The organism is Pseudomonas syringae group sp. 247E2, assembly GCF_032587795.1.
Classification (GTDB): domain Bacteria; phylum Pseudomonadota; class Gammaproteobacteria; order Pseudomonadales; family Pseudomonadaceae; genus Aquipseudomonas; species Aquipseudomonas amygdali.
Window position 1 is genome coordinate 1 of the sequence record NZ_JAWHPK010000034.1, and the last position, 25,667, is coordinate 25,667.

Below are 25,667 nucleotides of genomic sequence, written 5' to 3' on the forward strand. Positions count from 1 at the left end.
ACTATCGTGCCAATGCTCCGCGTTGGCATGCAGTTCGTGACGCTCTGCGTCACAAGTTTGCGCCGCACCGAATACTCAAGATCGGACGCGGAGCGTCCAGAACGGCGTCTCCACGCGGAGTGTGGGAACGATAGTTAACCTACGCATCAAGATGACTATCGTGCCAATGCTCCGCGTTGGCATGCAGTTCGTGACGCTCTGCGTCACAAATTTGCGCCGCACCACATGTTCAAGATCGGACGCGGAGCGTGGGGACGATAATCAACGCCACGAAATCCAGCCGTTACAAACGCAACAGGGTTTTCCACGCGCGGCTCTGGAATACGGTGATTGCCTGTTGCACGCGTGCATCAAGGACTTCATCGCTGATGTCCAGATTGGCCAGCTCTTCCAGCTTGCGTAGTTCGCCGTACAGGCGGTCCAGCTCCGGCAGGTCCAGTGCGCCGCGTGCCCAGTGCAGCCAGGCCTGAATGCGCTCGATGCGCGGTAGTTGTTCAGCCAGGTCTTCCGGTTGCTGCTGATAGCGGCTTAGCTGCAGCGACGTAGCTTCTTCACCCAGCAGGCGTGGCAGCCAGCTGCTCAACAGCGCAGCGCCCTGACGATTGCCACGGGTGTTGCGCTCTGTGGTCCAGCTGCGCGCCAGCAACCAACGGGAAGTGTTCAGCGAGAACTCGCCCCAGCGGGTGTCCTGCAACTCTTCCAGAAACTGCTCGTGGGCGGCACCGCGTACATCCGCATCTTCCTGCCCGGCCTGAACCAGCGGGCGCCAGTCTTCCAGCAAGGCGTCCAGCGAGGTACGCAGTTGCGCGGTCGAGGCCCGTGGGGCGGCCTGGCCAAGGCTGCTGGTCAGGGCACGCAACTCGGCGAGCATCTCGACCCAGTCCTGCAACAGACGCCAGTGACCGTTGAAACGGTATTGCTCGGCCAGACGCTGGCTGCTGCCCAGCAGATGCCAGGCCAGCGCGGAATAAGCGTCGTCCAGCGGAGTTTCTGCATTCAGTGCGGGTGCTGGCAGGCTCAGCGAGTAGCTGCTGGCATCAAGCAGGCGATAACCGCGCTCTGCCTTGCTGATATCGCACGGCATCAACGGCAGCGTTGCAGCCAGCTCGGCGGCCAGTTCCAGCAGCGCGGCAGGTTCGCCTTCGCGCAGCTCAAGCTCCAGCTCGCAGATTTCTTCCTTTTGCTTGCCTGCAACCACCTGGCCCAGGTCCAGCGCGGCTTCAATCACCACTTTGGCCTTGCCACGACCCCAGGCAATTTCGGCCTTTTCACGGATGAAATCGGTGGTGAACAACGGCTTGATGGTTTTCTTGTCCAGCCCGGCCAGTTGCTCGGGCCAGCAATCGCCTTCGAGCTTTTTCAGGTCGAGCTTGGCTTTGCTCAGGTCCCAGTTGTATTCATTGCGCTCGGACAGGCCGGCAACACTTTGCCCGCGCGTCTTCATGGTCTGGATGATCTGATCGCCATCGCGACGGATGCGCAGGGCGACTTTAGCCTGTGCCAGCTCGCCCTCTGGGGTATCGAAATACTGGTTCGACAGTTCAAGGCGCTCCCAGCCACTCTTGTTGCGCTTCTTGAGCAACGGGTGTTCGCGCAGTGCAGCGAGGGTCTCGCGGCTGACGCGGAGTTTGATTTCTGTTTCTTTTTGCATGGCCGGGGGAATCCAAACGCTGATACTGATAAACGGGAGCGCAGCCCATGACTGAACGGCTGCTAAGGCCGTCAGTGTACAGGACATGGCCCGAAACGGTTTATTCCTGGGTTGCTATGGCCCTATGATGGACCGTGTTTCGTCTTGATTACAGGAAGCGCCCATGCCGTTGCCGTCCATGAAAGACCAGTTCGCCGCCTTGATCGCTGCGCCATCGGTGAGCTGCACGCAGCCTTCTCTGGACCAGACCAACCGGCCTGTCATTGATCTGCTCGCCGGATGGCTCGGGGAGCTGGGTTTTGCCTGCGACATCCAGCAGGTTTCCCCCGGCAAGTTCAATCTGCTGGCAACTTATGGCACAGGCCCGGGCGGCCTGGTGCTGGCGGGCCACAGCGACACCGTACCTTTCGACGAGGCGCTATGGAAAACCGACCCGTTGAAGCTCACCGAAGTCGATGGCCGCTGGGTCGGGCTGGGCAGCTGCGACATGAAGGGCTTCTTTGCGCTGATCATCGAGGCGGTGCGTGGGCTTATTGGTCAACCCTTCAAACAGCCGCTGCTGATCCTCGCTACCTGCGATGAAGAAAGCTCGATGGCCGGGGCTCGCGCACTGGCAGAGGCCGGACGTCCGCTGGGCCGCGCAGCAGTTATCGGAGAGCCGACCGGGCTCAAGCCGATTCGCCTGCACAAAGGCGTAATGATGGAACGCATCCACATCCTCGGGCGCAGCGGCCATTCTTCAGACCCCAGCCTTGGTCACAGCGCGCTGGAGGCCATGCACGACGCGATCAGCGAACTCAAGGGCCTGCGTGCGCAATGGCAGGCGCAATACCGCAACCCGCAGTTCACTGTGCCGCACCCGACCCTGAATCTGGGCTGCATTCATGGTGGCGACAACCCGAACCGGATTTGTGGCCAGTGCTCGCTGGAATTTGACCTGCGCCCATTGCCGGGCATGGACCCTGAGGTGCTGCGGGCAGCCATTCGCCACAAGCTTGAGCCGCTGGCCGAGCTGCACCAGGTAAAGATCGACTATGCTCCGCTGTTCCCCGAGTGTGCGCCCTTCGAACAGGCTGCTGACGCTGAACTTGTGCGCGTTGCTGAACGACTGACCGGTCATACGGCTGCAGCAGTAGCATTCGGCACCGAAGCGCCTTATCTTCAGCGCCTTGGCTGTGAAACGCTGGTGCTCGGCCCGGGCGATATCGCCTGTGCGCATCAGCCGGGGGAATACCTCGAAATGTCACGTCTGGACCCTACAGTGCGTCTGTTACGTCAATTGATCGAACATTACTGCCTGACTCCCCAGTGAGCCCGGTACTACCAACGTTGAATAAAAGGAGATTGCGCGTGTTGCCAAGCCTGTTCCGACGATAACCACCACACCGTTGTGCGTGCTTTTTCTCTTCGTCCATTTTCTCTACAGGCTCTTGTTGTCATGCCCGAATACGTCAACTGGCTTCGCCACGCGTCTCCGTACATCAATGCTCACCGTGATTGCACCTTCGTCGTCATGCTGCCCGGCGACGGCGTTGCGCACCCTAACTTCGGCAATATCGTCCATGACCTGGTGCTGCTGCACAGCCTGGGCGTGCGTCTGGTGCTGGTGCACGGCTCGCGTCCACAGATCGAAAGCCGCCTGGCCCAGCGCGGCATTACGCCGCGTTACCATCGCGACATGCGCATCACCGATACCGAGACGCTGGAGTGCGTGATCGATGCTGTGGGTCAGCTGCGCATCTCGATCGAGGCGCGCCTGTCGATGGACATGGCTGCTTCACCGATGCAGGGCTCGCGGCTGCGGGTGACCAGTGGCAATGTGGTGACTGCACGGCCTATCGGCGTGCTTGAAGGTGTCGATTATCAGCACACCGGCGAAGTGCGTCGGGTTGACCGCAAGGGCATCAATCGCCTGCTGGATGAGCGTCATATCGTGCTGCTGTCGCCGCTGGGTTATTCACCGACCGGCGAGATTTTCAATCTGGCCTGTGAAGACGTTGCCACGCGTGCGGCCATTGATCTGGCTGCCGACAAACTGCTGCTGTTCGGTGCCGAAACCGGGTTGCTGGACGAGCAGGGCCGACTGGTGCGCGAGCTGCGTCCGCAACAGGTACCTGCGCACTTGCAGCGTCTGGGTGCCAACTATCAGGCTGAATTGCTCGATGCAGCGGCCGAGGCCTGCCGCGGTGGTGTGGCGCGCAGCCATATCGTCAGCTATGCCGAGAATGGCGCACTGCTGACCGAGCTGTTCACCCGCGACGGTGGCGGTACGCTGGTTGCGCAGGAGCAGTTCGAGCTGGTGCGCGAAGCGGCCATTGAGGATGTCGGCGGCTTGATGGACCTGATCACGCCGCTGGAAGAGCAGGGCATTCTGGTACGTCGTTCCCGCGAAGTGCTGGAGCGCGAGATCACTCAGTTCAGCGTGGTCGAGCGGGAAGGGCTGATCATTGCCTGCGCGGCGCTGTACCCGATTGCGGACTCGGAGTCAGGCGAACTGGCATGTCTGGCCGTCAATCCGGAATATCGCCACGGTGGGCGCGGGGACGAGTTGCTGGAGCGCATTGAAAACCGCGCCAGAGCGCTGGGTATCAAGACCCTGTTCGTCCTTACCACCCGTACCGCGCACTGGTTCCGTGAGCGTGGCTTCGAGCCCAGTAGCGTCGACCGCCTGCCAAGCGCCCGCGCGTCGCTGTACAACTACCAGCGTAATTCGAAGATCTTCGAAAAGGCGATTTAAGCCTGAGGGTGGACGCAGAGCATCCAGAACGGCATGCGACGCGGAGCGTCGCACGATAAGTATCCTGTGGGAGTGAGCTTGCTCACTCCCATAGTAATTGCGCGTATCAATTGCTGATCGACAGAATGCTCGCCTGATACGACCCCACGAATGTGTCGAAATCCACCACTTCCTCGGTCGCTTCCAGCTCGGCCTGTTCTTCGATCGAGGTTTCGGCCTGGGCTTCGAAGTCTGCCTGTTCCCGAGCGCTCAGCGGGTGAGTGCGGAAGTATTCGGCGTGTGCCTGACTCTGGCGCAAAGAGAAAGCGGTAAAGCCCTCGTTATGCGCTTTCATGCTGGCCAGCACCTGGGCGGAAGGTGTAAGCGACGCATCGTCGATCTTTGCCTGTTGCACGGCAATCGACTTGATGTGCTCATCGATGCCCTGGGCCTGATCCAGCAGTCGGGCAATTGGTGTGATTTTTTCCAGCAGCTCGGTTGCCCAGGTCTTGAGATCAACAGGGCTGTTGTTGCGCTGCAGGCTCAGGCCCGGACGGCGACCTTCCTTGACCACTGCCAGGAAGTTCGAGCTTGCATTGGAACACTCATGGCTTGCCAGTTGCTGGCTTTCCTCAAGCGCGCAGTACAGCACGAACGCATCGATGAAGCGTGATTGCTCCAGGCTGATGCCGGTAGGCAGGAACGGGTTGATGTCCAGGCAGCGCACTTCAACGTACTGCACACCACGGGCCACAAGCGCCTGAATAGGGCGCTCGCCGCTATAGGTCACACGCTTGGGGCGAATGTTGGAGTAGTACTCGTTCTCGATCTGCAACACGTTGGTGTTCAGCTGAACCCACTCGCCGTTCTGGTCATGAGTGCCGACATCGACGTAAGGCTTATAAGGCGTGGCCACGGCCTTGCGCAGGCTGTCGGTGTAGCTGACCAAGTCGTTGTAGCAAGGGGTCAGGTCGGCCTGGGCGTCGCTTTGATAGCCCAGATCGCTCATGCGCAGGCTGGTGGCGTACGGCAGGTACAGTGTGTCGGCGTCGAAATGTTGTTCCAACTGATGTTTGCGGCCGCGCAGGAAGCCCGCATCCAGCGCTGGTGAAGCACCGAACAGGTACATCAGCAGCCAGCTGTAGCGGCGGAAGTTGCGGATCAGCGCGATGTAGGAATGCGATTGGTAGTCGCGCGCGTCGCCAGCAAAGTCTTCGGTCTGCTTGAGCAGCGCCCAGGCGTCTTCCGGCAACGAGAAATTGTAATGAATGCCAGCGATGCACTGCATGGTCTTGCCGTAACGCAGCGCCAGGCCCTTGCGGTACACGTATTTGAGCTTGCCGATGTTCGACGTGCCGTAATAGGCAATCGGTATGTGCTCTTCATCGGGCAGCGGACATGGCATCGACGGGCTCCAGAGCAACTCGTCGCCCAGCTTGCTGTAGGCGAAGCGATGGATCTTGTCCAGGCTATCGATGGTCTCGGCCGGGTTCTTCAGCGCAGGCGTGATGAACTCCAGCAGCGATTCGGAATAGTCGGTCGTGACCTGACCGTTGGTCAGTGCAGCACCCAGAGCTTGCGGGTGAGGCGTCTGTGCCAGTTCTGCGGTTGCGGTAACGCGCAGGCACTCGCGCTCGATACCGTGCAGGCACTGCTCCAGCAGAGAGAGGTTGTTGCGCTCGCCGAGCAATGCAAGACGACGGTTTAAAAGTTCGCTCAAGGTGTAATCCTTCACGCATCGGTCGCCCCGATATGGGGGTGGACTTGACGGTCTACAAGGGTGAAGAAAGGAACTGGCGTAGTCGCCTGGTTGGTCTGTAGCGCCTGTTCACAATCACTGCTCTATGTCGTACCACCCAAATGGACTCGGCACCACGCTAATGGTGCCGAAATTAACCTAAATGATGTCGATACGGCTAGGTTCTGTTCACAGTGATTGCTTTCATCAGCCTTTATTGCAGTCTAGATGACTGCGAATGTGCCCTGGGCTTTGGCGACGAGTTTGTCGCCCTGAACGACTTCAGCCTCGACCACCAGCGTGCGGCGACCCGCGTGCAGCACCTTGGCGATGCACAGGACTTCTCCCTCGGAGACGCCGCGCACATAGTTGATCTTGCACTCGATGGTGACACTGCGCTGGTCGAAACCGTGGGAGCTGGAGCAGGCCAGCCCCATGGCGATATCGACCAGACTGAAGATTGCCCCGCCGTGCATCACGTTGCCGCGATTGCGCAGATGCGCCTCCAGCGGCAACGCAACCTCCGCCACGCCCTCGTCCAGACGCCGCAGTTCGCAGCCGAGCATCTTGAAGTAGGCACTTTGGGTCAGATCTTCAGGAATATCCATCAGCGCTTCTTCAACTGCTTGGCATTGGCAAACAGCGAAGCCATTGCGTTGTTGATGGGCGCGGGTGCCGTGGTTTCCTTGCGTGGAGCGCTGTTCTGCTGGCGAGGCGAGGAGCCTGGGCGTGCACCGCGTGCGCCGTCGACCTTCTCGCCAGGCGTGTCGCTCATGCGCATCGACAGGCCGACGCGTTTGCGCGGAATGTCGACTTCCATGACCTTCACTTTCACCACATCACCGGCCTTGACCGCCTCACGCGGGTCCTTGATGAACTTCTCGGACAATGCCGAGATGTGTACCAGACCGTCCTGATGCACGCCGATATCGACGAACGCACCGAAATTGGTGACGTTGGTGACCACGCCTTCGAGAATCATGCCCGGTTGCAGGTCCTTGAGTTCTTCGACACCGTCCTGAAACTCTGCCGTCTTGAACTCCGGACGCGGGTCGCGACCCGGTTTTTCGAGTTCCTGCAGAATGTCGGTCACGGTCGGCAGACCAAAGGTCTCGTCGGTGAATTTCTTCGGGTCCAGGCGTTTGAGAAAGCTCGCATCGCCAATCAACGAGCGAATATCGCGGTCGGTTTCTGCCGCAATACGCTGCACCAGTGGATAGGCTTCCGGGTGAACGGCAGAAGAGTCCAGCGGGTTGTCACCGGTCATCACGCGCAGGAAGCCTGCGGCCTGTTCAAAGGTCTTTTCGCCCAGACGGCTGACTTTCTTCAGCGCTGCACGCGTCTTGAACGCGCCGTTTTCATCGCGATGCGCAACGATGTTCTGCGCCAGTGTGGTGTTAAGGCCGGAAATCCGCGCCAGCAACGCCACCGAAGCGGTGTTCACGTCCACGCCCACAGCGTTCACGCAGTCTTCAACCACCGCGTCCAGGCCGCGCGCCAGTTTGAGCTGCGAGACGTCATGCTGATACTGACCGACACCGATGGACTTCGGATCGATTTTTACCAGCTCGGCGAGCGGGTCCTGCAAGCGACGGGCAATCGAGACCGCGCCACGGATCGATACGTCGAGGTCCGGGAATTCCTTGGCGGCCAGTTCCGACGCGGAATAAACCGATGCGCCGGCTTCGGAAACCATGACCTTGGTCATTTTCAGACCTGGGTATTTTTTGATCAGGTCGGCGGCCAGCTTGTCGGTTTCGCGGCTGGCGGTGCCGTTGCCGATAGCGATCAGGTCGACCGAGTGCTTGGCACACAGGGCAGCCAGCACAGCAATGGTCTGATCCCACTGGTTCTTCGGCACATGCGGGTAAACGGTCGCGTAGTCGAGCAGCTTGCCGGTTGCGTCCACCACAGCGACCTTGCAGCCGGTGCGCAGGCCCGGGTCCAGACCCAGTGTGGCGCGCTGGCCAGCCGGGGCGGCGAGCAGCAGGTCGTGCAGGTTGTGGGCGAAAACGTTGATGGCTTCGGTCTCCGCGCCGTCGCGCAGCTCGCCCAGCAGGTCGGTTTCCAGGTGGCTGTACAACTTGACCTTCCAGGTCCAGCGCACCACCTCTGCCAGCCATTTGTCTGCGGGGCGGTTCTGGTTCTGGATGCCGAAGCGTTCACCGATCATCAGTTCGCAAGGGTGCATGGCACCCGGCAGTTCTTCACCGACTTTCAGTGCGGAGCTGAGAAAACCTTCGTTGCGGCCGCGGAAAATCGCCAGTGCGCGGTGCGAAGGCATGCTCTTGAGCGGCTCGTCGTGTTCGAAATAATCGCGGAACTTGGCACCTTCCTCTTCCTTGCCCGGCACCACGCGTGCGCTGATTACTGCTTCCTGTTTGAGGAAGCTGCGCAGCTTGTCGAGCAACGATGCGTCTTCGGCGAAGCGCTCCATCAGGATGTACTTGGCGCCTTCCAGCGCAGCTTTGACATCGGCCACGCCTTTCTCGGCGTCGACAAAACGGGCTGCTTCGGTTTCAGGAGCGAGGCTCGGGTCGTTGAACAGGCCGTCAGCCAGCTCGCCCAGACCGGCTTCAAGGGCGATCTGGCCCTTGGTGCGACGTTTCTGCTTATAAGGCAGGTACAAATCTTCAAGGCGGGTCTTGGTGTCGGCCAGCTTGATGTCGCGAGCCAGCTCCGGGGTCAGCTTGCCTTGCTCTTCAATGCTGGCAAGAATGCTGACACGCCGGTCATCCAGCTCACGCAGATAGCGCAGGCGTTCTTCCAGATGGCGCAATTGCGTGTCATCAAGACTGCCGGTCACTTCCTTGCGGTAGCGGGAAATGAAGGGCACGGTCGAGCCTTCATCCAGTAGTGCTACGGCCGCTGCGACCTGTTGTGGGCGTACGCCGAGTTCTTCGGCGATGCGGCTGTTGATGCTGTCCATAAAACCACCTGGAGTTGTGAGCAAAAAACTGGGCTATGTACGAATTGCCTTGCCTGAATATCGTCCGCCAGCATTTATTTTCAGCGCTGGCGAACCGCCACAAGGCCAGCGTTGCCTGACTTTGAGGGCGGCGCATTATACCCGGCGAAGGCGGATTAGGGGATCGGCCGACAAATGTGGTCTTTTTTCGGCGAAAAAGCCTGCACAAGTGTCGCCTTCAGTAAAATCTGCTAACAATGCACAAGGTGCGCATCACCGCAGCTACGCCATAATGCGCCCCGAGATTAGAGGAGCATCCGATGAGCAGCACCGCACAAAATGCTGAAGGCGAAAAAATCCTTATTGTCGATGACGATCCGGGGCTGAGCAGTCTCCTGGAACGTTTTTTCACCAGCAAGGGCTACCGGGCCCGGGCCGTGGCAAACGTGGAGCAAATGGACCGACTATTGGCCCGCGAGGTGTTCAACCTTGTGGTGCTGGACTTGATGCTGCCCGGAGAAGACGGCCTTTCAGCCTGCCGTCGTCTGCGGGCCGCGAACAATCAGGTGCCGATCATCATGCTGACCGCCAAGGGCGATGAGCTGAGCCGCATCAAGGGGCTCGAACTGGGTGCTGACGATTACCTGGCCAAGCCGTTCAACCCGGACGAGTTGATGGCGCGGGTCAAGGCTGTTCTTCGTCGTCAGGCTGCGCCTGTACCCGGCGCGCCCGGCAGTGAAGACGAGTCGGTCAGTTTCGGCGACTACGAGCTGTCCCTGGCAACCCGCGAACTCAAGCGTGGCGACGTGGTGCACATGCTGACCACGGGTGAATTCGCGGTACTCAAGGCTCTGGTCATGCACGCTCGCGAGCCGCTGACCCGTGACAAACTGATGAACCTGGCCCGCGGCCGGGAGTGGGATGCGCTGGAGCGATCCATCGACGTACAGATCTCCCGTCTGCGTCGCCTGATCGAGCCGGATCCTTCCAAGCCCCGCTATATCCAGACCGTCTGGGGCGTAGGCTATGTATTCGTTCCGGATGGTGCCGGTAATCGCTGATAAGCCGGTTGTCAGCACAGAAGTCCGTCGTTCCCGCCAGTTACGTCGATAATCTCTTTCAAGGTTATCGGCGTACTGGTTTTTTGCGTTCGTCCATCGGGTCCGGCCCGCGTTCGGCAAACCTGCGAGCCTCGCTCGCCTTGCAAAGTGTATGGCTGCAGTTATGAAGACTCCGCTCTGGTTTCCGCAAAGCTTTTTCTCTCGCACGCTCTGGCTGGTGCTCATCGTCGTGCTGTTTTCCAAGGCCCTGACGCTGGTTTATCTGCTGATGAACGAAGACGTGCTGGTCGACAGGCAGTACAGCCACGGCGTTGCGCTGACGCTGCGCGCGTATTGGGCTGCCGATGAAAACGATCGTGAAGCAATTGCCGAAGCGGCCGGTCTGATTCGGGTCGTAGGCGGTGGCGTGCCGGAAGGTGAGCAGCACTGGCCGTACAGTGAGATCTACCAGCGGCAGATGCAGGCCGAGCTGGGTGCCGATACGGAAGTGCGTCTGCGTGTGCACGCACCGCCGGCGCTCTGGGTCAGGGCACCGAGCCTTGGGGATGGCTGGCTGAAAGTACCGCTTTATCCGCACCCGTTACGCGGCCAGAAAATCTGGAGTGTGCTGGGCTGGTTCCTGGCCATCGGGTTGCTCTCCACAGCGTCGGCTTGGATTTTTGTGCGTCAATTGAATCAGCCGCTCAAGCGTCTGGTCTTTGCGGCTCGACAGCTGGGGCAGGGGCGCAGCGTACGCTTGCCGGTCAGTGACACACCCAGTGAGATGACCGAAGTCTATCGGGCCTTCAATCAGATGGCCGAAGACGTCGAGCAGGCAGGGCAGGAGCGCGAACTGATGCTGGCTGGCGTCTCCCATGACTTGCGTACACCACTGACGCGTCTGCGCCTGTCTCTGGAGCTCATGAACGACAATGAGTTCTCCGAAGGCATGGTGCGGGATATCGAGGACATGGATGCCATTCTTGACCAGTTCCTGGCGTTCATTCGCGATGGGCGTGACGAAGAGATTGAAGAAGTCGATCTGGGGCATCTGGTGCGCGACGTGGTTGCACCCTTCAATAACGATGAAGATAGCATCCGTCTGTGTCTGGAACCGATCCCGCCCTTCCCGCTGAGGCGCGTATCGATGAAGCGCCTGCTGACCAACCTTATCGGCAACGCCAGGCATCATGCCGGTAACGGTATCGAAGTGGCCGCTTATGTATCCGGTGACAGAAATGCGCCGTACGTAGTGTTGAGCGTACTGGACAGAGGCGCAGGTATCGATCCATCCGAGCTTGATACCATCTTCAACCCTTTCATTCGCGGTGATCGCGCACGCAGTGGCAAGGGGACCGGCCTGGGGTTGGCTATCGTCAAGCGCATCGCTGCCATGCACGGCGGCAACGTCGAGTTGAGAAATCGTTCGGGAGGTGGCCTGGAGGCGCGAGTGCGTCTGCCTTTAGGGCTGATGCTGCCGAGGGATGCTATCTAGAAAGAATCGTAAAGGTAATAAAGCGCCGTGCGGGTCATGGAGGATGTTCGACAGGTCGACGCATTCTTGAGGACTTGCACGGCAGCTTGCCTGACCCGGCCCTTGGCGGAGGTACTCCCTGTACCCCTAGGTCACGCCGATCCATTCGATCAACGCATCCCGGCCCCTTGGTCATGCGCGCACCTTCCTCAGGCCGCACAAACAAGAGAAGTATCGGCTTCTGAAGCCGATACCTTCTTCTGAATCAATACCAGTTCGGGTCTTTGCGCAGCTCTTCATTCAAGAGCTTTTGCATGCCCTCGTCAGGCTTACCCAGGTAGCGGTAAGTCGCGTGACGAGTTGGTGATTTATCTGCAGGCAAGCCCGCAGGTACTTCAACCAACATGGCGTAAGCATCTTCCATGTCGAGGCTGAAAGCCACGATCAGGCGTTTGCTTTTGCACGTATCGGCAGTTTCGCAAAGCGGCCCGACAAGATACTTGTCACCGTCTTCGGTGGCCGCTGTCATCTGCTGCTCGGAAGCCCCGGACAGGTTAATCACCCAATCCGGCAACCGCTCTTCCTTCTTGACGACCTTCGCCCAGGTTGTGCGGTACTCGGGAGCGGAGCTTAAAAGTTCGTTGACCCGAGACTGTCCATCATTGGCTGCCATGACCATGGCGCTGCCGCCCATCAACAGGGCGGCGGCCAGTGTGCGAAATGACGTGTGCATTATCAGCCTCGACCGCGACGACCGAAGAAGAACGACACAACGAACATCACCAGGAAGACGACGAACAGGATCTTGGCGATACCGGTAGCCGTGCCCGCGATACCACCGAAGCCCAGTACTGCAGCGACAATGGCGATGATCAGAAACGTGATTGCCCAACTCAACATAGTGATACTCCTTTTTGGTGCCGTTTTAATGTGAATACTGCGATTTTTCAGGTCGGGTCAGAAAACCCATTTTTGCTGCGGTGCGACTTCATCTACAGACACCAGGCCATCGACAGGGCGAAGGCTCGAGGAGGCATCCTTGACCGCTGGGGCGCTTACGCCGCGATAAGAAATGCTGCTGGTCTGGATGAATTGCTGTCTGGCTTGAGTTGCTTCGTTGGCTTGATTCCAACGCTGGAACTGCTGAATGGCGATCAGAGTGACAAGCAGTGCAAGGAGTAGAAAAAGACCTTGCTGAATGTGCAGGGGGGAGATACGCAATTGTGCAATACGCTGGCTGTTCATCTGCAAACTCCCCTGGCCTGAGTGGGCATTCAATCTGATGGGTCGTTGTATATCGACCTTGTTGAATGGGTTATTGCAGACTGCATGCCAGTTTGTTGGTGTAATTTAAGTCCTTTAAAATCAATGTCTTGCGTAGTTTTGCAGAGACGTCCTACCAGCAAGCTGCACGATTACACCTTTGTAATCGTGCGTTCTGCACGAAGCGTTCAGCGTTGTGCGCCTGTGCGATCAGCCTGCGCTACGCGCCATGACCTTCAGAGCGTCGCCATTCACTCCCTTGACGCCACGAATGTTGCGCGCGATTTCCACAGCCAGTTCCTTCTCTGCAAAGTTGGCAACCACGCCGTTCAGGCCCACCACACCGGCTTTGGTATCCACTTTGATGTTGAGTCCGTCCAGCGTCCGGCTGTAAATCAGGCTCGCCTTCACCTTGCTGGTAATCCAGGCGTCGCTCATTTCCTCGGTTGGGGTCAATGTCTGGGGCTGGGTCTTGGCAGCGATCGAGTCGGCTGCGCTCAGGCTGATCAGGTTGTTGACGCTGATCACCCCGTCAGTATTGCTTGCCAGGCTGCCCGCCAGCTCTTTGGCCTCGGGGCTTTGCGCGCGGCCTTTGAGGGTGACCACGCCATCTTTGCTATCAACATCGATGGTCAGCGCTTCAGTCACGCTGCTCCACAACAATTTGGATTTCACCGTCGCGACCAGCGTGGCATCTTCGAAACGCTGGGCCATGTTGGTTCGCGTACCAGGCTCGCTGGCAACGGCAGGGTCTACCTCCAGCTGGTTGTCGACCTTTTCGATGCCTTTGGTATCCAGCGCAATGCGTTCGGCCAGCTCACGATCAACCTCGTTTTCAACCTTGCCCTTCAGAGTCGCAGTGCCCTGGTCGACGTTTACATCGATCTTGAACGGGCTCAGATGTTTGTTCAGCGCGAAAGCTGTCCAGATCGAACCTTCCTGACGCGCCTCGGCGAGTTGGGTGGGCAAATCAGGTTGGGCGAGTACCGGGCCGCTGCCAAGCAGCGCAGCGGCGGCGGTGATCAGAGCAATCTTTTTCAGTGAAAACATATGAGCGTTCCTTTTGAGATGGGATTTCGTCTCCGAGTGGACGGCTTTAACGACATAAACGCGGATTAATCAGGCTGTTCGCCATTGGGCGTTCAGAAAGCTACCATGCATGCCGAAGAATCAATCAGAATTGACCATGCAACTTGCCCGATGATTCCGAGACTAACTGAGACAATTCATTAAGGAGCGTAGGAAAAATGGAAGCAGCCACTGAGAATCAGGGCCGTATTCTGCTTGTGGACGATGAGTCCGCCATCCTCCGCACTTTCCGGTACTGTCTGGAAGACGAAGGTTACAGTGTCGCCACTGCCAACAGCGCAGCCCAGGCTGACACGCTCATGCAGCGCCAGGTTTTCGACCTGTGCTTTCTCGATTTGCGTCTGGGTGAAGATAACGGCCTGGATGTACTGGCGCAGATGCGTATTCAGGCACCGTGGATGCGTGTGGTCATCGTGACTGCACACTCTGCGGTCGATACGGCTGTTGATGCCATTCAGGCGGGCGCAGCCGACTATCTGGTAAAGCCGTGCAGCCCCGATCAGCTGCGTCTTGCTACCGCCAAACAGCTTGAAGTGCGCCAACTGTCTGCTCGCCTTGAGGCACTGGAAGGCGAGGTTCGCAAGCCCAAAGACGGACTGGATTCCCACAGTCCTTCGATGATGGCCATTCTGGAAACTGCCCGCCAGGTTGCTGTGACCGATGCCAACATCCTGATTCTGGGTGAATCGGGGACCGGTAAAGGCGAGCTGGCACGGGCGATTCACGGCTGGAGCAAGCGGGCAAAGAAGTCCTGCGTCACGATCAACTGCCCATCGCTCACCGCAGAACTGATGGAAAGCGAACTGTTCGGCCACAGTCGCGGGGCCTTCACGGGTGCCAGTGAGAGCACGCTGGGCCGTGTGAATCAAGCGGACGGCGGCACACTGTTCCTCGACGAGATCGGCGATTTCCCGCTGACGCTGCAACCCAAGCTGCTGCGCTTCATTCAGGACAAGGAATACGAGCGTGTGGGTGACCCGGTTACCCGACGTGCCGATGTACGTATCCTGGCCGCCACCAACCTGAATCTGGAAGACATGGTGCGCAGCGGGCGCTTCCGTGAGGATTTGCTGTACCGCCTGAACGTGATCACTCTGCATCTGCCAGCCCTGCGTGAGCGCAGCGAAGACATTCTGACCCTGGCGGACCGGTTTCTGGCGCGCTTCGTCAAAGAATACGCTCGCCCGGCTCGAGGATTCAGTGAAGAGGCCCGTGCAGCGCTGCTCAACTACCGCTGGCCTGGCAACATTCGTGAACTGCGCAACGTCATCGAGCGTGCCAGCATCATTTGTCCGCAGGAGCGTGTGGAGATCAGCCACTTGGGTATGGCCGAGCAACCGGCGAACAATGCGCCGCGTGTCGGCGCCGCCTTGAGCCTGGACGAGCTTGAAAAAGCACACATCGGAGCCGTGCTGGCGACCAGCGAAACACTTGACCAGGCCGCCAAGACGCTGGGTATCGATGCGTCGACGCTTTACCGCAAACGTAAACAGTACAACCTGTGAAAGGCCTCAAATGAAGCTGGCCATGAAACTGCGCACCCGCCTCTTTCTGAGTATCTCGGCATTGATCACCGTTGCTTTGCTCGGACTGCTGCTGGGGCTCGTCAGCGTCATGCAAATGGCCCGGACTCAGGAATCACTGATCCAGCATAACTTTGCCATTCTGGATCTGGGTTTGAAGCTGCGCCAGAACCTGGGCGATCAACTGGTGTTGATGACGGGTGCCAACCGCGATCAGGCTGAGCTGGAAAGAATCCAGAGTCAGTGTGAAGAGCTGCTGGAGGAGGGCTCGGTACAGGATACCCAGCAAAACGTACGCAATGGTTTCGAAAAGACCAAGGGCGATTACCGGCAATTCATCGATACCTGGAAGCAATACGGCAACGATGCGCGAGGCATACGCGGCGTACCGCAGCTGAGTGACAGCTTCGACAACCTGCGTAACGGCTTGCTGGCTGTACATCGCAAGGCGCTGGAGAACATCAGCAGCGCCGAAATCAACTCCCGAGATCGTGCACTATGGATCGCGGGCTTGCTGGGGCTGGTCGGGCTGGCGGTGCTGTGTATCGGCTTTGTGACTGCGCACGGTATTGCCCGGCGTTTCGGTGCGCCGATCGAGGCGCTGGCCAAGGCTGCCGATCGCATCGGAGAAGGGGACTACGAAGTCACGCTGCCCATTTCGTCGGCCGCCGAGATGAACCTGCTGACCCGGCGATTCGGCATCATGGCCGAAGCCCTGCGTCAGCATCAGGCGACCAATATTGATGAATTACTGGCTGGCCAGCAGCGTCTGCAAGCGGTTCTCGACAGTATCGACGATGGCCTGCTGATGATTGATCGCCAAGGGCATCTGGAGCACTTGAACCCTGTGGCTCAGCGTCAGCTAGGCTGGGACGAGAGTCGCCTCGGGCAGAGCCTTGGAGATGCGTTGGGCCGACCTGAGCTGGATGAGCAATTGCATCTGGTACTGCGTGGCGGGACGCTGGAGCGTGCTCCGGAAGACCTGGCCATCGAAATCGACGGTGAGTCGCGCCTGCTGACCTACAGCATGACGCCGGTCAGTCATACCAAAGGCCATATCCTCGGCGCGGTGATGGTGCTGCATGACGTCACCGAACAGCGTGCTTTCGAGAGGGTGCGCAGTGAGTTCGTCCTGCGCGCGTCGCATGAGCTGCGTACGCCTGTCACGGGTATGCACATGGCATTCGGTCTTCTCCAGGAGCGCCTGCATTTCGCCCCCGAAACCCGTGAGGCCGACCTGCTCAATACGGTCACCGAAGAAATGCAGCGCCTTATGCAGCTCATCAATGACCTGCTGAATTTCTCGCGTTACCAGAACGGTCTGCAGAAACTCAAACTGGCACCGTGCTCCATCGAAACCTTGCTCGAAGAAGCCAGAGCGCGATTCGAGGACAAGGCCCTTGAACAGGACATCGTACTGATGCTGGATATGCAGGAACCCATGCCGCGCCTGCATGCCGATCAGTCCCAGCTGGAGCGGGTGCTGGACAACCTGCTGGACAATGCGCTGCGGCACACGCCACAGAACGGTCTGATTCGCCTGCAGGCCAGGCGTCATGGCGAGCGGGCAATCATCAGCGTTGAAGACAACGGTGAGGGCATTGCCTACGGGCAGCAGGGACGAATCTTCGAACCCTTCGTGCAGGTCGGTCGCAAAAAAGGCGGTGCCGGACTCGGGCTGGCGCTGTGCAAGGAGATCGTCCAGCTGCACGGCGGGCGCATGGGGGTCTACTCAAGGCCGGGGCAGGGCACGCAGTTCTATATGGCGTTGCCGCTTTGACGGCACGGCCTTGAAAGCGCTGCCTGTATACCCTTCATAAGAGCATCAAATATCAGGTTGTGCCCTGATTAATTGACGCGGTTAAGCACCTGCAAGATGGCTGCGCTCTGTGCATCGGGTTCGCCGTCGAAGCGCGCGGGGCGGTAGTGCATCTGGAATGCCGCCAGCACCTGACGCGTGGCGGTGTCAAGCTCTCCGGTCTGCGGGGTGCTGTAACCCAGACGTGCCAGTTGTTGCTGGAACCAGCTAATACTTGGCAGGTTGGTTGCCAGCAATGCCTGATGCTGGGCAACGAGACGTTCGTCAGGCCAGATGCCGAGCCCTTCGGCAGCAAGGCGCTTCCAGGGGAACAGCGGGCCAGGGTCCTGTTTGCGCGTCGGCGCTATGTCGCTGTGGCCGATGATGTGTTTTGGATCGATTTTGTTGCGTTTGACAATGTCTTTGAGCAGTACTGTGATCGACTGGATCTGTGCTTCGGTGTAGGGGTACCACAACCGGCCTGCCGGTGTGTCCTTGAAGCCGGGGTTGACGATCTCGATGCCGATCGAGCTGGAATTAAGCCAGGTACGGCCTTCCCATTCGCTTTCGCCAGCATGCCAGGCGCGGGCGCTTTCATCGACCAGCTTGTAGATAGTGGCGTTGCTGTCATCGCCAATCAGATAGTGGCTGCTGACCTCTCCATGGGTCAGAAGCTGGAGGGATTTTTCCATCGAGGTCGAGGTGTAATGCATGACCACGTACTGAACCCGGCCATCGAAATTCACCGATGGATGGCTGGTGTCCAGCCTGGGACCACTGGCGCAGGCAGTGAGGATGAGCAGCAGAAAGGCAGAGAAATACAGTTTCATGGGATCGGCAGCGTCAGCGGGAAATGCAATATCATAACAACATGCGTGCAAATAGCTTCGGCATTGACGTGCTCGTTCAGGTCAAAATGTTTCAGTCAGCCTTGTTCGACCCTGTTTCGGCCATTTTCCTTGGCCTTGTACAGCGCCTGATCGGCGCGCTTGATCGCAGTGTCACTGCGTTCAGCCGTTCGAAAAGCCGTCACTCCAATGGACACGGTAATCGTCACGCGTTCGCCCTTGAAGTGAAACGGACATGACTCCACCGCCGCGCGCAGTTCGTCGAGCAGTGTCAGACCGGTGCCGGGAGGTGTAGCAGGCAACAGCATGACAAATTCCTCGCCGCCAAACCGGGCGAGGAAATCGTCGCTGCGCAGGCGTTTCCTGAAAACGTTGGCGACGATCTTCAGCACTTTATCGCCTGCCAGGTGGCCATATCCGTCATTGATGCGCTTGAAGTGGTCCAGGTCCAGAATGCACACCAGCAGGCTGTTTTTCTCGTGTTGCCACTTGCTCATCTCCTGTTCGAGGCGCTCGCCCCAGGCTGCGCGATTGGGCAGGCCGGTGAGCGGGTCGATCAAGGCCTTTTGGCGCTGTTCTTCCAGGTGAGTCCTGAAACCCAGCGCTTCCTGCTCCATGCTCGCAACGCGGGCCGAGAGACCCTGCAGCCGCGAGGCAACTTCCCGCTCGCGCGCGTCACGCTTGAGCTGGTAGTGGTCCATGGTGCTGAGCAAGCCTTCAAAGCGGTTGTCGAGCACCTGCTTGAGACTGGTCAGGTCGGAAGCGTCCTGAACGCTGATTTGCAGGCCGCCTACCTGTTCGCGCAACTGCTCGTTCAGGTCGCGGGCTGTGGACTGATCCTCGGCATGATCTTCACTGGCAGCCTGCAAATGGCTCTGAAACGATTCGAGCCGCTCATTGAGTTGTTTGAGGTAGGTGCTGAATTCCTGTTGGCCGCCGTTGTTGATTGCCAGCATCAGAACTGCCAGATCGTCGAGGATCGGTAGCAGTTCGTACCAGTTGAGCCCATGTTTCAAGCGTAACTGCATGTCCTCGACCTGCGGGCGGAAGTGCTCCGACAAGGTCAGGTCATCGAGCAGGCCCAGCAGGGTTTCCTCGATGTGTGCCGCCACCGAGCTGTAGCTGGGTTCTGGCGAGGAGGGCAGCGAATAACCCTCTTCGCCTTCCACCGTTTCGGTTTCTGATTCGGCATCCTCTTGCGGCTGTTCCAGTGCCTGGATTATTGGCACAGGCCGTTGCTGGTAGGGCACTGAAGGAACGGGGCCCAGCAGGTCGGTGTAATCGATCGGCTCGACAGGGACAACCGCAGGTTCTGTGACTGTTTCGGCCAGGGCTGGAGCAAGGGCTGCTGCGGCTGGCGATGGCACAGGTGTTTCAGGTGCCGTAACGATAGCGGTTTCGGCTTCTGAAACCTGTGGCGGCAGTGTGTGTGCGTCCTTTGTCTTCTGGTTGACGATGTCGGGGGCAATGGCAGCTTCTACTTCCGCTGCGGCAACGTCTATCGGCGCTTGAGCGTTCGCGGCCTCAGGTTGCACGTGCGTCTCATGCGTTTCCTGAGCAGAAGGGCCGTTTTCGGGGTGGGCAGCCTCGGGAGGGCGCTCATTGCCATGTTCGTCCCGCGAACCGAACAAACGCTGCAGAAGCCCTTGGCGTGGGCCCTCTTCGTGCTTTTCGAGCAGGGTCAGGGCCTGGCCCTGCAAACCACTTAACTCGCTGAGCAGCAAAGGCAGCTCGCGCGCCTGCGATGCACGTTCTTCAAGGTCCTTGGCAAAGCGCTTGAGTGGCTTGCGTACCTCTCGTGGCAACGGTAGCGCTTGCAGTTGTGCAACCAGTGCGGTCAGTGCCGAGCCAATTTGCCCGACCCGTACTTCACGGCGATGCTCGGAGTCCAGTACGGCTTTTTCGAGGCGCGGAATCAAGGCTGCCAGACCGGCGTCCATATCGTCCTTGCGGACAATTTCGCGCATTTCCTTCATGCATTCATCGACGGCGCGGTCAGAGCCTTCTGCTGCCAGGCTGCTGCGCACCAGACCGCGGCGCAGCAAGTCGAGCCGCGCATCCCAGCGCTTTTCGAGCTTATCCTGTTGCTCGATTCCCTTGAGGTACTTCTCTTTCCAACGCTCCGCGTCGTCGCTCATGCAAGGCTTCCACCGGAGGGCACAGGCAGTGAGTCCCCACGCAGTGAGTCTGGCAGGCGAATCTCGACAGCAACCGGCAGGTGATCGGAAATGGGCTGCGCCAGTACCTGTACGCGTTCAAGCGTGAGGGTCGGGCTGAGCAGAATGTGGTCAAGGCAGCGTTGTGGTCGCCAGCTTGGAAAGGTCGCTTCGATTTGCGGTGCCAAAAGGCCCAGATCGCGTAGCGGCGAGTGCTCCAGCAGGTCATTGGCGTGGGTATTCATGTCGCCCATCAGCACCTGATGGCGATAACCGCCGATCAGGTCGCGAATGTAAGCCAGTTGCCGGGTTCTGGTACGAGTGCCCAGAGCCAGGTGCATCATGACCACCACCAGCGCATCCTCGCCTTCGCCGAAGCGGACAAGAATTGCCCCGCGTCCGGCCGGACCCGGCAGCGGATGATCCTCGATCTTGGTCGGGCGCAAGCGACTCAGCACACCGTTGCTGTGTTGGGCGAGGCGACCGAGATTGCGATTGAGCTGTTGATACCAGTACGGAAAGCCACCCAGTTGAGCAAGGTGCTCGACCTGATTGACGAAGCCGGAGCGCATGCTGCCGCCATCGACTTCCTGCAACGCCACCAGATCGAAATCGTTGATCAGATCGCCGATTTTCTGCAGGTTGCCTGCCCTGCCGCCATGTGGCAGCAGATGCTGCCAGCTGCGCGTCAGGTAGTGGTGGTAGCGTTGGGTGCTGATACCCACCTGGATATTGAAACTGAGCAAACGCAGCCTGCCGTCTTCCGGCAGGCCGTTTTGCGTCAGATGATGTTCGTTGACCTGCGGATCATGCAGGCCAACGATACGGGTGCTGCCCTTGCCCCAGCGGCGCATGGCGGGCGCTTACTTGGCGGCTGTAGCAGCCGCTCGCTCTTTGGCAATCAATTGGTCGGCAACTTCCAAGGTCTTTTCCGGACCGCCGGCAGAACCCAGGTCAAAGCGGTACTTGCCATTGACGATCATGGTCGGAACGCCAGTCACCTCATACTTCTTGGCCAGTTCCTTGTACTGGGCGATCTTGCCCTTGACTGCGAAAGAGTCGAACGTTTTCAGGAAGTCTTCCTTGTTCACGCCCTGTGTGGCGACGAAGTCAGCCATGTCATTCTTGTCGGTCAGACGCTTGCCGCCTTTCTGGATGGCTTCGAATACGGCCGCGTGAACCTTGTGCTCGACGCCCATGGTGTCGAGGGTGATGAACAGCTGGCCGTGTGCATCCCACGGGCCGCCGAACATGGCAGGGATGCGTACGAACTTGACGTCGGACGGCAGTTTTTCAATCCACGGATTGATCGTTGGCTCGAACGCGTAGCAGTGCGGGCAGCCATACCAGAACAGCTCGACGACTTCGATCTTGCCTGGCTCGGCAACAGGCACAGCGCTCGCCAGCTCGACGTATTGCTTGCCTGCCTCGATGGGCGTGGCAGCCTGGGCGGACATACCGAACAGACTGGCGGCAACCAGAGCGGCGCTGATGATCAGATTACGCATGCTTTACTCCTGAGCAGATTGAATCGCCTTCAAGCGACGGTGGTTTCGACCGAACGCGAAAGCCTGAGTTCGTTAGTGTAACGCTGAGGTTGTAAAAATGGGCGACCATGGACGGCCTTTTTGCATAAGGAGTGAAGCAGGTCATGTCTGAATGTTCCAGCCGCCGGCCAGAGCGGCCCGATACAGTGTCAGTGTGGGCCGGGGGACAGGTGTGTCATTATATGCCTACGCATCCAAACGAAACCGACACCTCTTGCCGCTCCCTTTGCAGGCAGGGCCTTCACCGGAAATCACATGCAACTCAAAAACCCCATCCTCGGTCTGTGCCAACAGGCCACGTTCATGCTCAGCGCCGCCAAGGTCGACCAATGCCCCGACGACGAAGGGTTTGAAGTCGCTTTTGCCGGTCGTTCCAATGCAGGCAAATCGAGCGCGCTGAACACGCTGACCCATGCCAGCCTGGCGCGCACCTCCAAGACGCCGGGGCGCACTCAACTGCTGAACTTCTTCGGGCTGGATGAAGATCGACGTCTGGTCGACTTGCCGGGCTACGGCTACGCCAAAGTGCCTATCCCGCTCAAACTGCACTGGCAGCGCCACCTTGAAGCCTATCTGGGCAGCCGCGAAAGCCTGAAGGGTCTGATCCTGATGATGGATATCCGTCATCCAATGACCGATTTCGACCTGTTGATGCTGGACTGGGCCATCGCCAGCAACATGCCGATGCACATTCTGCTGACCAAGACCGACAAGCTGACCTATGGCGCTGCGAAGAACACGCTGCTCAAGGTTCAGGCCGAAATTCGCAAAGGCTGGGGCGATGCAGTGAGCATCCAGTTGTTCTCGGCTCCCAAGCGCATGGGGCTGGAAGAGGCTTACACCGTGCTGGCCGACTGGATGGAACTGGAAGACAAGGCGCCTGCGGAGTAAATCGCAGGCAAAAAAGACCCCGGACTTCGCATGGGGAGGGGGAAGTTCCGGGGCTTAAGGTCCAGACCTTAGGGTGGGATCTGGATAACTGCCAACACTTAACACAACTAGGAGCACGATCGATTTTTCAACCAATCGAGACCTCTGACTCCTGTCCAAACGGTTAAGTTCCAGCAATGAAGAAAAGTTCACATTTCCTACAATGTTTGACGAACCTGCTGACAGGTTCGCCCTTTCAGAATCAGTGCGCCTCGTCCCAGTTGTTGCCGACCCCGACTTCCACCAGCAGTGGCACTGCCAATTCTGCTGCGCCACTCATGTGTGGGCGGATCTGTTCACTGATCTGATCGACCAGGTCTTCGCGCACCTCCAGCACCAGTTCGTCATGCACCTGCAGAATGACCCGCGCATCCAGACCGGATTCTTCCAGCCAGCCATTCACGGCCACCATGGCTTTCTTGATGATGTCCGCCGCAGTGCCTTGCATCGGCGCGTTGATCGCCATGCGTTCCGCACCTTTGCGCAGGGATTGGTTCTTGGCGTTGATGTCGGGCAAGTACAGGCGACGGCCGAAAATGGTCTCGACAAAACCCTGCTCGGCGGCCTGCGCACGTGTGCGCTCCATGTAATCCAGCACGCCAGGGTAGCGGGCGAAGTAACGGTCGACATAAGCCTGTGACTGCTTGCGGTCCACGCCAATCTGTTTGGCCAGGCCAAACGCGCTCATGCCGTAGATCAGGCCGAAGTTGATCGCTTTGGCGCTGCGGCGCATGTCCGTGGTGACGTTTTCCAGCTCGACGCCGAAGACTTCCGCTGCCGTCGCGCGGTGAACGTCCAGGTCGTTGCGGAAGGCATGCAGCAAGCCTTCGTCCTGTGCCAGATGCGCCATGATGCGCAGTTCAATCTGCGAATAGTCTGCCGCCAGCAGCTTGTAGCCCTTGGGGGCCACGAACGCCTGACGGATGCGTCGGCCTTCAGCAGTACGGATCGGGATGTTCTGCAGGTTCGGATCGCTGGATGACAAGCGCCCGGTCACCGCCACTGCCTGGTGATAGGAGGTGTGAATGCGTCCGGTGCGCGGGTTGATCTGCTCCGGCAGGCGGTCGGTGTAAGTGCTCTTGAGCTTGCTCATCGAGCGGTATTGCATCAGTACCTTGGGCAGCGGGAAGTCCTGCTCGGCGAGTTCGGCCAGCACGGCCTCGGCAGTCGATGCCTGGCCGGTGGCGGTCTTGCTGAGGATCGGCATACCGAGCTTTTCGTAGAGAATCACGCCGAGCTGCTTGGGCGAGCCCAGGTTGAACTCTTCACCGGCAATGGCAAAGGCTTCGCGCTCCAGCGCGGTCATCTTGTCGCCCAGCTCGACGCTCTGGATGCCCAGCAGGTTGGCATCGACCAGTGCGCCCTGGCGTTCGATACCTGCCAGGACGGGCACCAGCGGCATCTCGATGTCGTTCAAGACCGGCTGCAGGGTTGGAATTGCGGCCAGACGCGCTTCGAAGACTTCATGCAGGCGCAGGGTCAGGTCGGCTTCTTCGGCAGCATAATCACCAGCCTGTTCGATGGCGATCTGGTCGAAGGTCAGCTGCTTGGCACCTTTGCCGGCGATCTCCTGGAAGTTGATCGGCGTGTGCGTCAGGTACTTGGCCACCAGGCTGTCACGGTCGTGGCGGGTGGCAGTGGAATCCAGAACGTAGGATTCCAGAATGGTGTCGAACCTGACGCCTTGCAGGTCGATGCCTTGGGTCTGATCGCCGTCGAGCGCGCAGTTGGCAAGCAGGTTGATAGCGAACTTGGCGTGTTGACCGACCTTGGTTTTATCCGGGTCTTCAAGCAGCGGCTTGAGCGCCTTGAGTACTGTGTCGCGGTCCAGTTGCTGCGGCACCCCCATGTAGGAGTGGGTCAGCGGAATGTAGGCGGCTTCATGGGTTTGAGTGGCAAAAGACAAACCTACCAGTTGCGCGCGCTGGGCGTCGGTGCCGTTGCTCTGGGTCACGAAGGCGAACAGCGGCGCGGCGTTGAGCTTCTTCAGCCACGCGTCGAACTGGCTCTGCTCGAGAATGACTTCATAGGCGGCTTCTTTTGCCTCGACGGTTGGCTCTTCGACGGCCAGCTCCTGCCCGGCGCGTTTGGCATCACGTTGCAGGTCTTCGATCCAGCTTTTGAATTCCAGCTCGGCGTACAGCTCCATCAATTTGTCGCGGTCCGGCTCGCCGCAATGCAGCTGGTCCAGTTCGATGTCCAGTGGCACGTCGATCTTGATAGTTGCCAGTTCATAGGACAGGAAGGCCATCGCACGATGCTCTTCAAGCTTGGCCGCCAGGGTCTTGGCCCCACGAATAGGCAGGGTCGCGACCGTTTCGAGGCGTTCGTAAAGCTCCTTGATTCCGCCGCCCACGCCAACCAGCAAGCCGACGGCAGTCTTTTCGCCGACGCCGGGGACGCCAGGTATGTTGTCGACCTTGTCGCCCATCAGTGCGAGGTAGTCGATGATGTGCTCCGGGCCGACGCCGAACTTCTCTTTCACGCCAGCCACGTCCAGCACGCTGCCGGTCATGGTGTTGACCAGGGTGATGTGTCCGTCGACCAGTTGCGCCATGTCCTTGTCACCGGTGGAGATGATCACCGGACGGTCCGCCGCTGCGCTGCTGCGCGCCAGGGTGCCGATCACGTCGTCTGCTTCAACGCCTTCCACGCATAGCAGCGGATAGCCCATGCCCTTGACGCAAGCATGCAGCAGATCGACCTGCACGCGCAGGTCATCCGGCATGCTGGGCCGATTGGCTTTGTAATCGGTATACAGCGCGTCGCGGAAAGTCCCGCCCTTGGCATCGAAGACCACCGCAAACGGGCTGTCCGGGTACTGGCGACGCAGGCTTTTGAGCATGTTGAGCACGCCTTTGACGGCGCCCGTCGGCAATCCTTTGGACGTGGTCAGTGGTGGCAGTGCGTGGAAGGCGCGATAGAGGTAAGAGGAACCGTCTATCAGGACGAGCGGCGCTTGGGTCATGAGCAGAATCAACCTTTT

At 59.1% G+C, this 25,667-nt stretch carries 20 protein-coding genes; 7 read left to right on the forward strand and 13 right to left on the reverse strand.

The features are described from left to right. Window positions 1–283 precede the first annotated feature (283 nt). Window positions 284–1,651 (reverse strand): inorganic triphosphatase, encoded by a 1,368-nt coding sequence (locus RYC18_RS24155; RefSeq protein WP_039847262.1) that lies wholly within the window; start codon window positions 1,649–1,651, stop codon window positions 284–286. Between the two features lie 163 nt (window positions 1,652–1,814). Between RYC18_RS24155 and argE the strand changes: the two genes are divergently transcribed. Together argE and argA are read left to right on the forward strand one after the other, a co-directional pair. After that, window positions 1,815–2,963, forward strand: a complete 1,149-nt coding sequence (gene argE / locus RYC18_RS24160) for an acetylornithine deacetylase (protein WP_005778520.1) — start codon at window positions 1,815–1,817, stop codon at window positions 2,961–2,963. 126 nt (window positions 2,964–3,089) lie between these two features. Further along, complete coding sequence (gene argA / locus RYC18_RS24165) at window positions 3,090–4,388, forward strand: amino-acid N-acetyltransferase (protein WP_002555672.1); 1,299 nt, start codon at window positions 3,090–3,092, stop codon at window positions 4,386–4,388. A 106-nt stretch (window positions 4,389–4,494) separates the two neighbouring features. Here argA and gshA read toward each other — a convergent pair whose 3' ends face one another. The 3 genes from gshA to RYC18_RS24180 form a co-directional block, all read right to left on the reverse strand. After that, window positions 4,495–6,087 carry a glutamate--cysteine ligase gene (gene gshA, locus RYC18_RS24170; RefSeq protein WP_005778521.1) on the reverse strand — a complete coding sequence of 531 codons (1,593 nt, stop codon included), beginning with the start codon at window positions 6,085–6,087 and terminating at the stop codon, window positions 4,495–4,497. 242 nt (window positions 6,088–6,329) lie between these two features. After that, window positions 6,330–6,713, reverse strand: coding sequence for a PaaI family thioesterase (locus RYC18_RS24175; protein ID WP_005731649.1), 384 nt, complete (start codon window positions 6,711–6,713; stop codon window positions 6,330–6,332). Further along, complete coding sequence (locus tag RYC18_RS24180; protein WP_004655263.1) at window positions 6,713–9,034, reverse strand: Tex family protein; 2,322 nt, start codon at window positions 9,032–9,034, stop codon at window positions 6,713–6,715. The genes RYC18_RS24175 and RYC18_RS24180 overlap by 1 nt, the downstream gene beginning before the upstream one ends. Window positions 9,035–9,333: 299 nt before the next feature. Between RYC18_RS24180 and ompR the strand changes: the two genes are divergently transcribed. Then, window positions 9,334–10,074 carry a two-component system response regulator OmpR gene (gene ompR / locus RYC18_RS24185; protein WP_002555676.1) on the forward strand — a complete coding sequence of 247 codons (741 nt, stop codon included), beginning with the start codon at window positions 9,334–9,336 and terminating at the stop codon, window positions 10,072–10,074. Window positions 10,075–10,237: 163 nt separating this feature from the next. Further along, window positions 10,238–11,548, forward strand: a complete 1,311-nt coding sequence (locus RYC18_RS24190) for an ATP-binding protein (protein WP_004655259.1) — start codon at window positions 10,238–10,240, stop codon at window positions 11,546–11,548. 244 nt (window positions 11,549–11,792) lie between these two features. Here the strand turns inward: RYC18_RS24190 and RYC18_RS24195 are convergent, their stop codons facing one another. The 4 genes from RYC18_RS24195 to RYC18_RS24210 form a co-directional block, all read right to left on the reverse strand. Further along, complete coding sequence (locus RYC18_RS24195; protein WP_005744818.1) at window positions 11,793–12,260, reverse strand: inhibitor of vertebrate lysozyme family protein; 468 nt, start codon at window positions 12,258–12,260, stop codon at window positions 11,793–11,795. Between the two features lie 2 nt (window positions 12,261–12,262). Then, the gene (locus tag RYC18_RS24200) at window positions 12,263–12,427 is read right to left on the reverse strand and encodes a DUF1328 domain-containing protein (protein ID WP_002555679.1); all 165 of its coding nucleotides are present in this window, start codon (window positions 12,425–12,427) and stop codon (window positions 12,263–12,265) included. 57 nt (window positions 12,428–12,484) lie between these two features. Further along, window positions 12,485–12,772, reverse strand: coding sequence for a hypothetical protein (locus RYC18_RS24205; RefSeq protein ID WP_002555680.1), 288 nt, complete (start codon window positions 12,770–12,772; stop codon window positions 12,485–12,487). 228 nt (window positions 12,773–13,000) lie between these two features. Next, a complete protein-coding gene (locus tag RYC18_RS24210) occupies window positions 13,001–13,840 on the reverse strand; it encodes a BON domain-containing protein (RefSeq protein ID WP_316886949.1) in 840 nt (279 codons plus the stop codon). A gap of 197 nt (window positions 13,841–14,037) precedes the next feature. Here RYC18_RS24210 and algB point away from each other — a divergent pair, with 197 nt between their 5' ends. Continuing rightward, the gene (gene algB / locus RYC18_RS24215) at window positions 14,038–15,384 is read left to right on the forward strand and encodes a sigma-54-dependent response regulator transcription factor AlgB (RefSeq protein ID WP_005744816.1); all 1,347 of its coding nucleotides are present in this window, start codon (window positions 14,038–14,040) and stop codon (window positions 15,382–15,384) included. A 10-nt stretch (window positions 15,385–15,394) separates the two neighbouring features. After that, on the forward strand, window positions 15,395–17,182 hold the full coding sequence (locus RYC18_RS24220; protein ID WP_316886950.1) for a KinB sensor domain-containing domain: 1,788 nt from the start codon (window positions 15,395–15,397) through the stop codon (window positions 17,180–17,182). 68 nt (window positions 17,183–17,250) lie between these two features. On the opposite strand, the gene RYC18_RS24225 is transcribed toward RYC18_RS24220, so the two are convergent. From RYC18_RS24225 to RYC18_RS24240, 4 genes are all read right to left on the reverse strand, one after another. After that, on the reverse strand, window positions 17,251–18,030 hold the full coding sequence (locus tag RYC18_RS24225; RefSeq protein ID WP_057404328.1) for an N-acetylmuramoyl-L-alanine amidase: 780 nt from the start codon (window positions 18,028–18,030) through the stop codon (window positions 17,251–17,253). A gap of 95 nt (window positions 18,031–18,125) precedes the next feature. Further along, entirely contained in the window at window positions 18,126–20,186 is a 2,061-nt protein-coding gene (locus RYC18_RS24230; RefSeq protein ID WP_057404329.1) for a GGDEF domain-containing protein, read from the reverse strand. After that, on the reverse strand, window positions 20,183–21,058 hold the full coding sequence (locus tag RYC18_RS24235) for an endonuclease/exonuclease/phosphatase family protein (RefSeq protein ID WP_002555686.1): 876 nt from the start codon (window positions 21,056–21,058) through the stop codon (window positions 20,183–20,185). The genes RYC18_RS24230 and RYC18_RS24235 overlap by 4 nt, the downstream gene beginning before the upstream one ends. Window positions 21,059–21,067: 9 nt before the next feature. Next, the gene (locus RYC18_RS24240) at window positions 21,068–21,712 is read right to left on the reverse strand and encodes a thiol:disulfide interchange protein DsbA/DsbL (RefSeq protein WP_002555687.1); all 645 of its coding nucleotides are present in this window, start codon (window positions 21,710–21,712) and stop codon (window positions 21,068–21,070) included. A 294-nt stretch (window positions 21,713–22,006) separates the two neighbouring features. Here RYC18_RS24240 and yihA point away from each other — a divergent pair, with 294 nt between their 5' ends. After that, complete coding sequence (gene yihA / locus RYC18_RS24245) at window positions 22,007–22,642, forward strand: ribosome biogenesis GTP-binding protein YihA/YsxC (RefSeq protein ID WP_057404330.1); 636 nt, start codon at window positions 22,007–22,009, stop codon at window positions 22,640–22,642. A 241-nt stretch (window positions 22,643–22,883) separates the two neighbouring features. Here yihA and polA read toward each other — a convergent pair whose 3' ends face one another. After that, complete coding sequence (polA, locus tag RYC18_RS24250; protein WP_010192394.1) at window positions 22,884–25,649, reverse strand: DNA polymerase I; 2,766 nt, start codon at window positions 25,647–25,649, stop codon at window positions 22,884–22,886. Window positions 25,650–25,667: the final 18 nt, after the last annotated feature.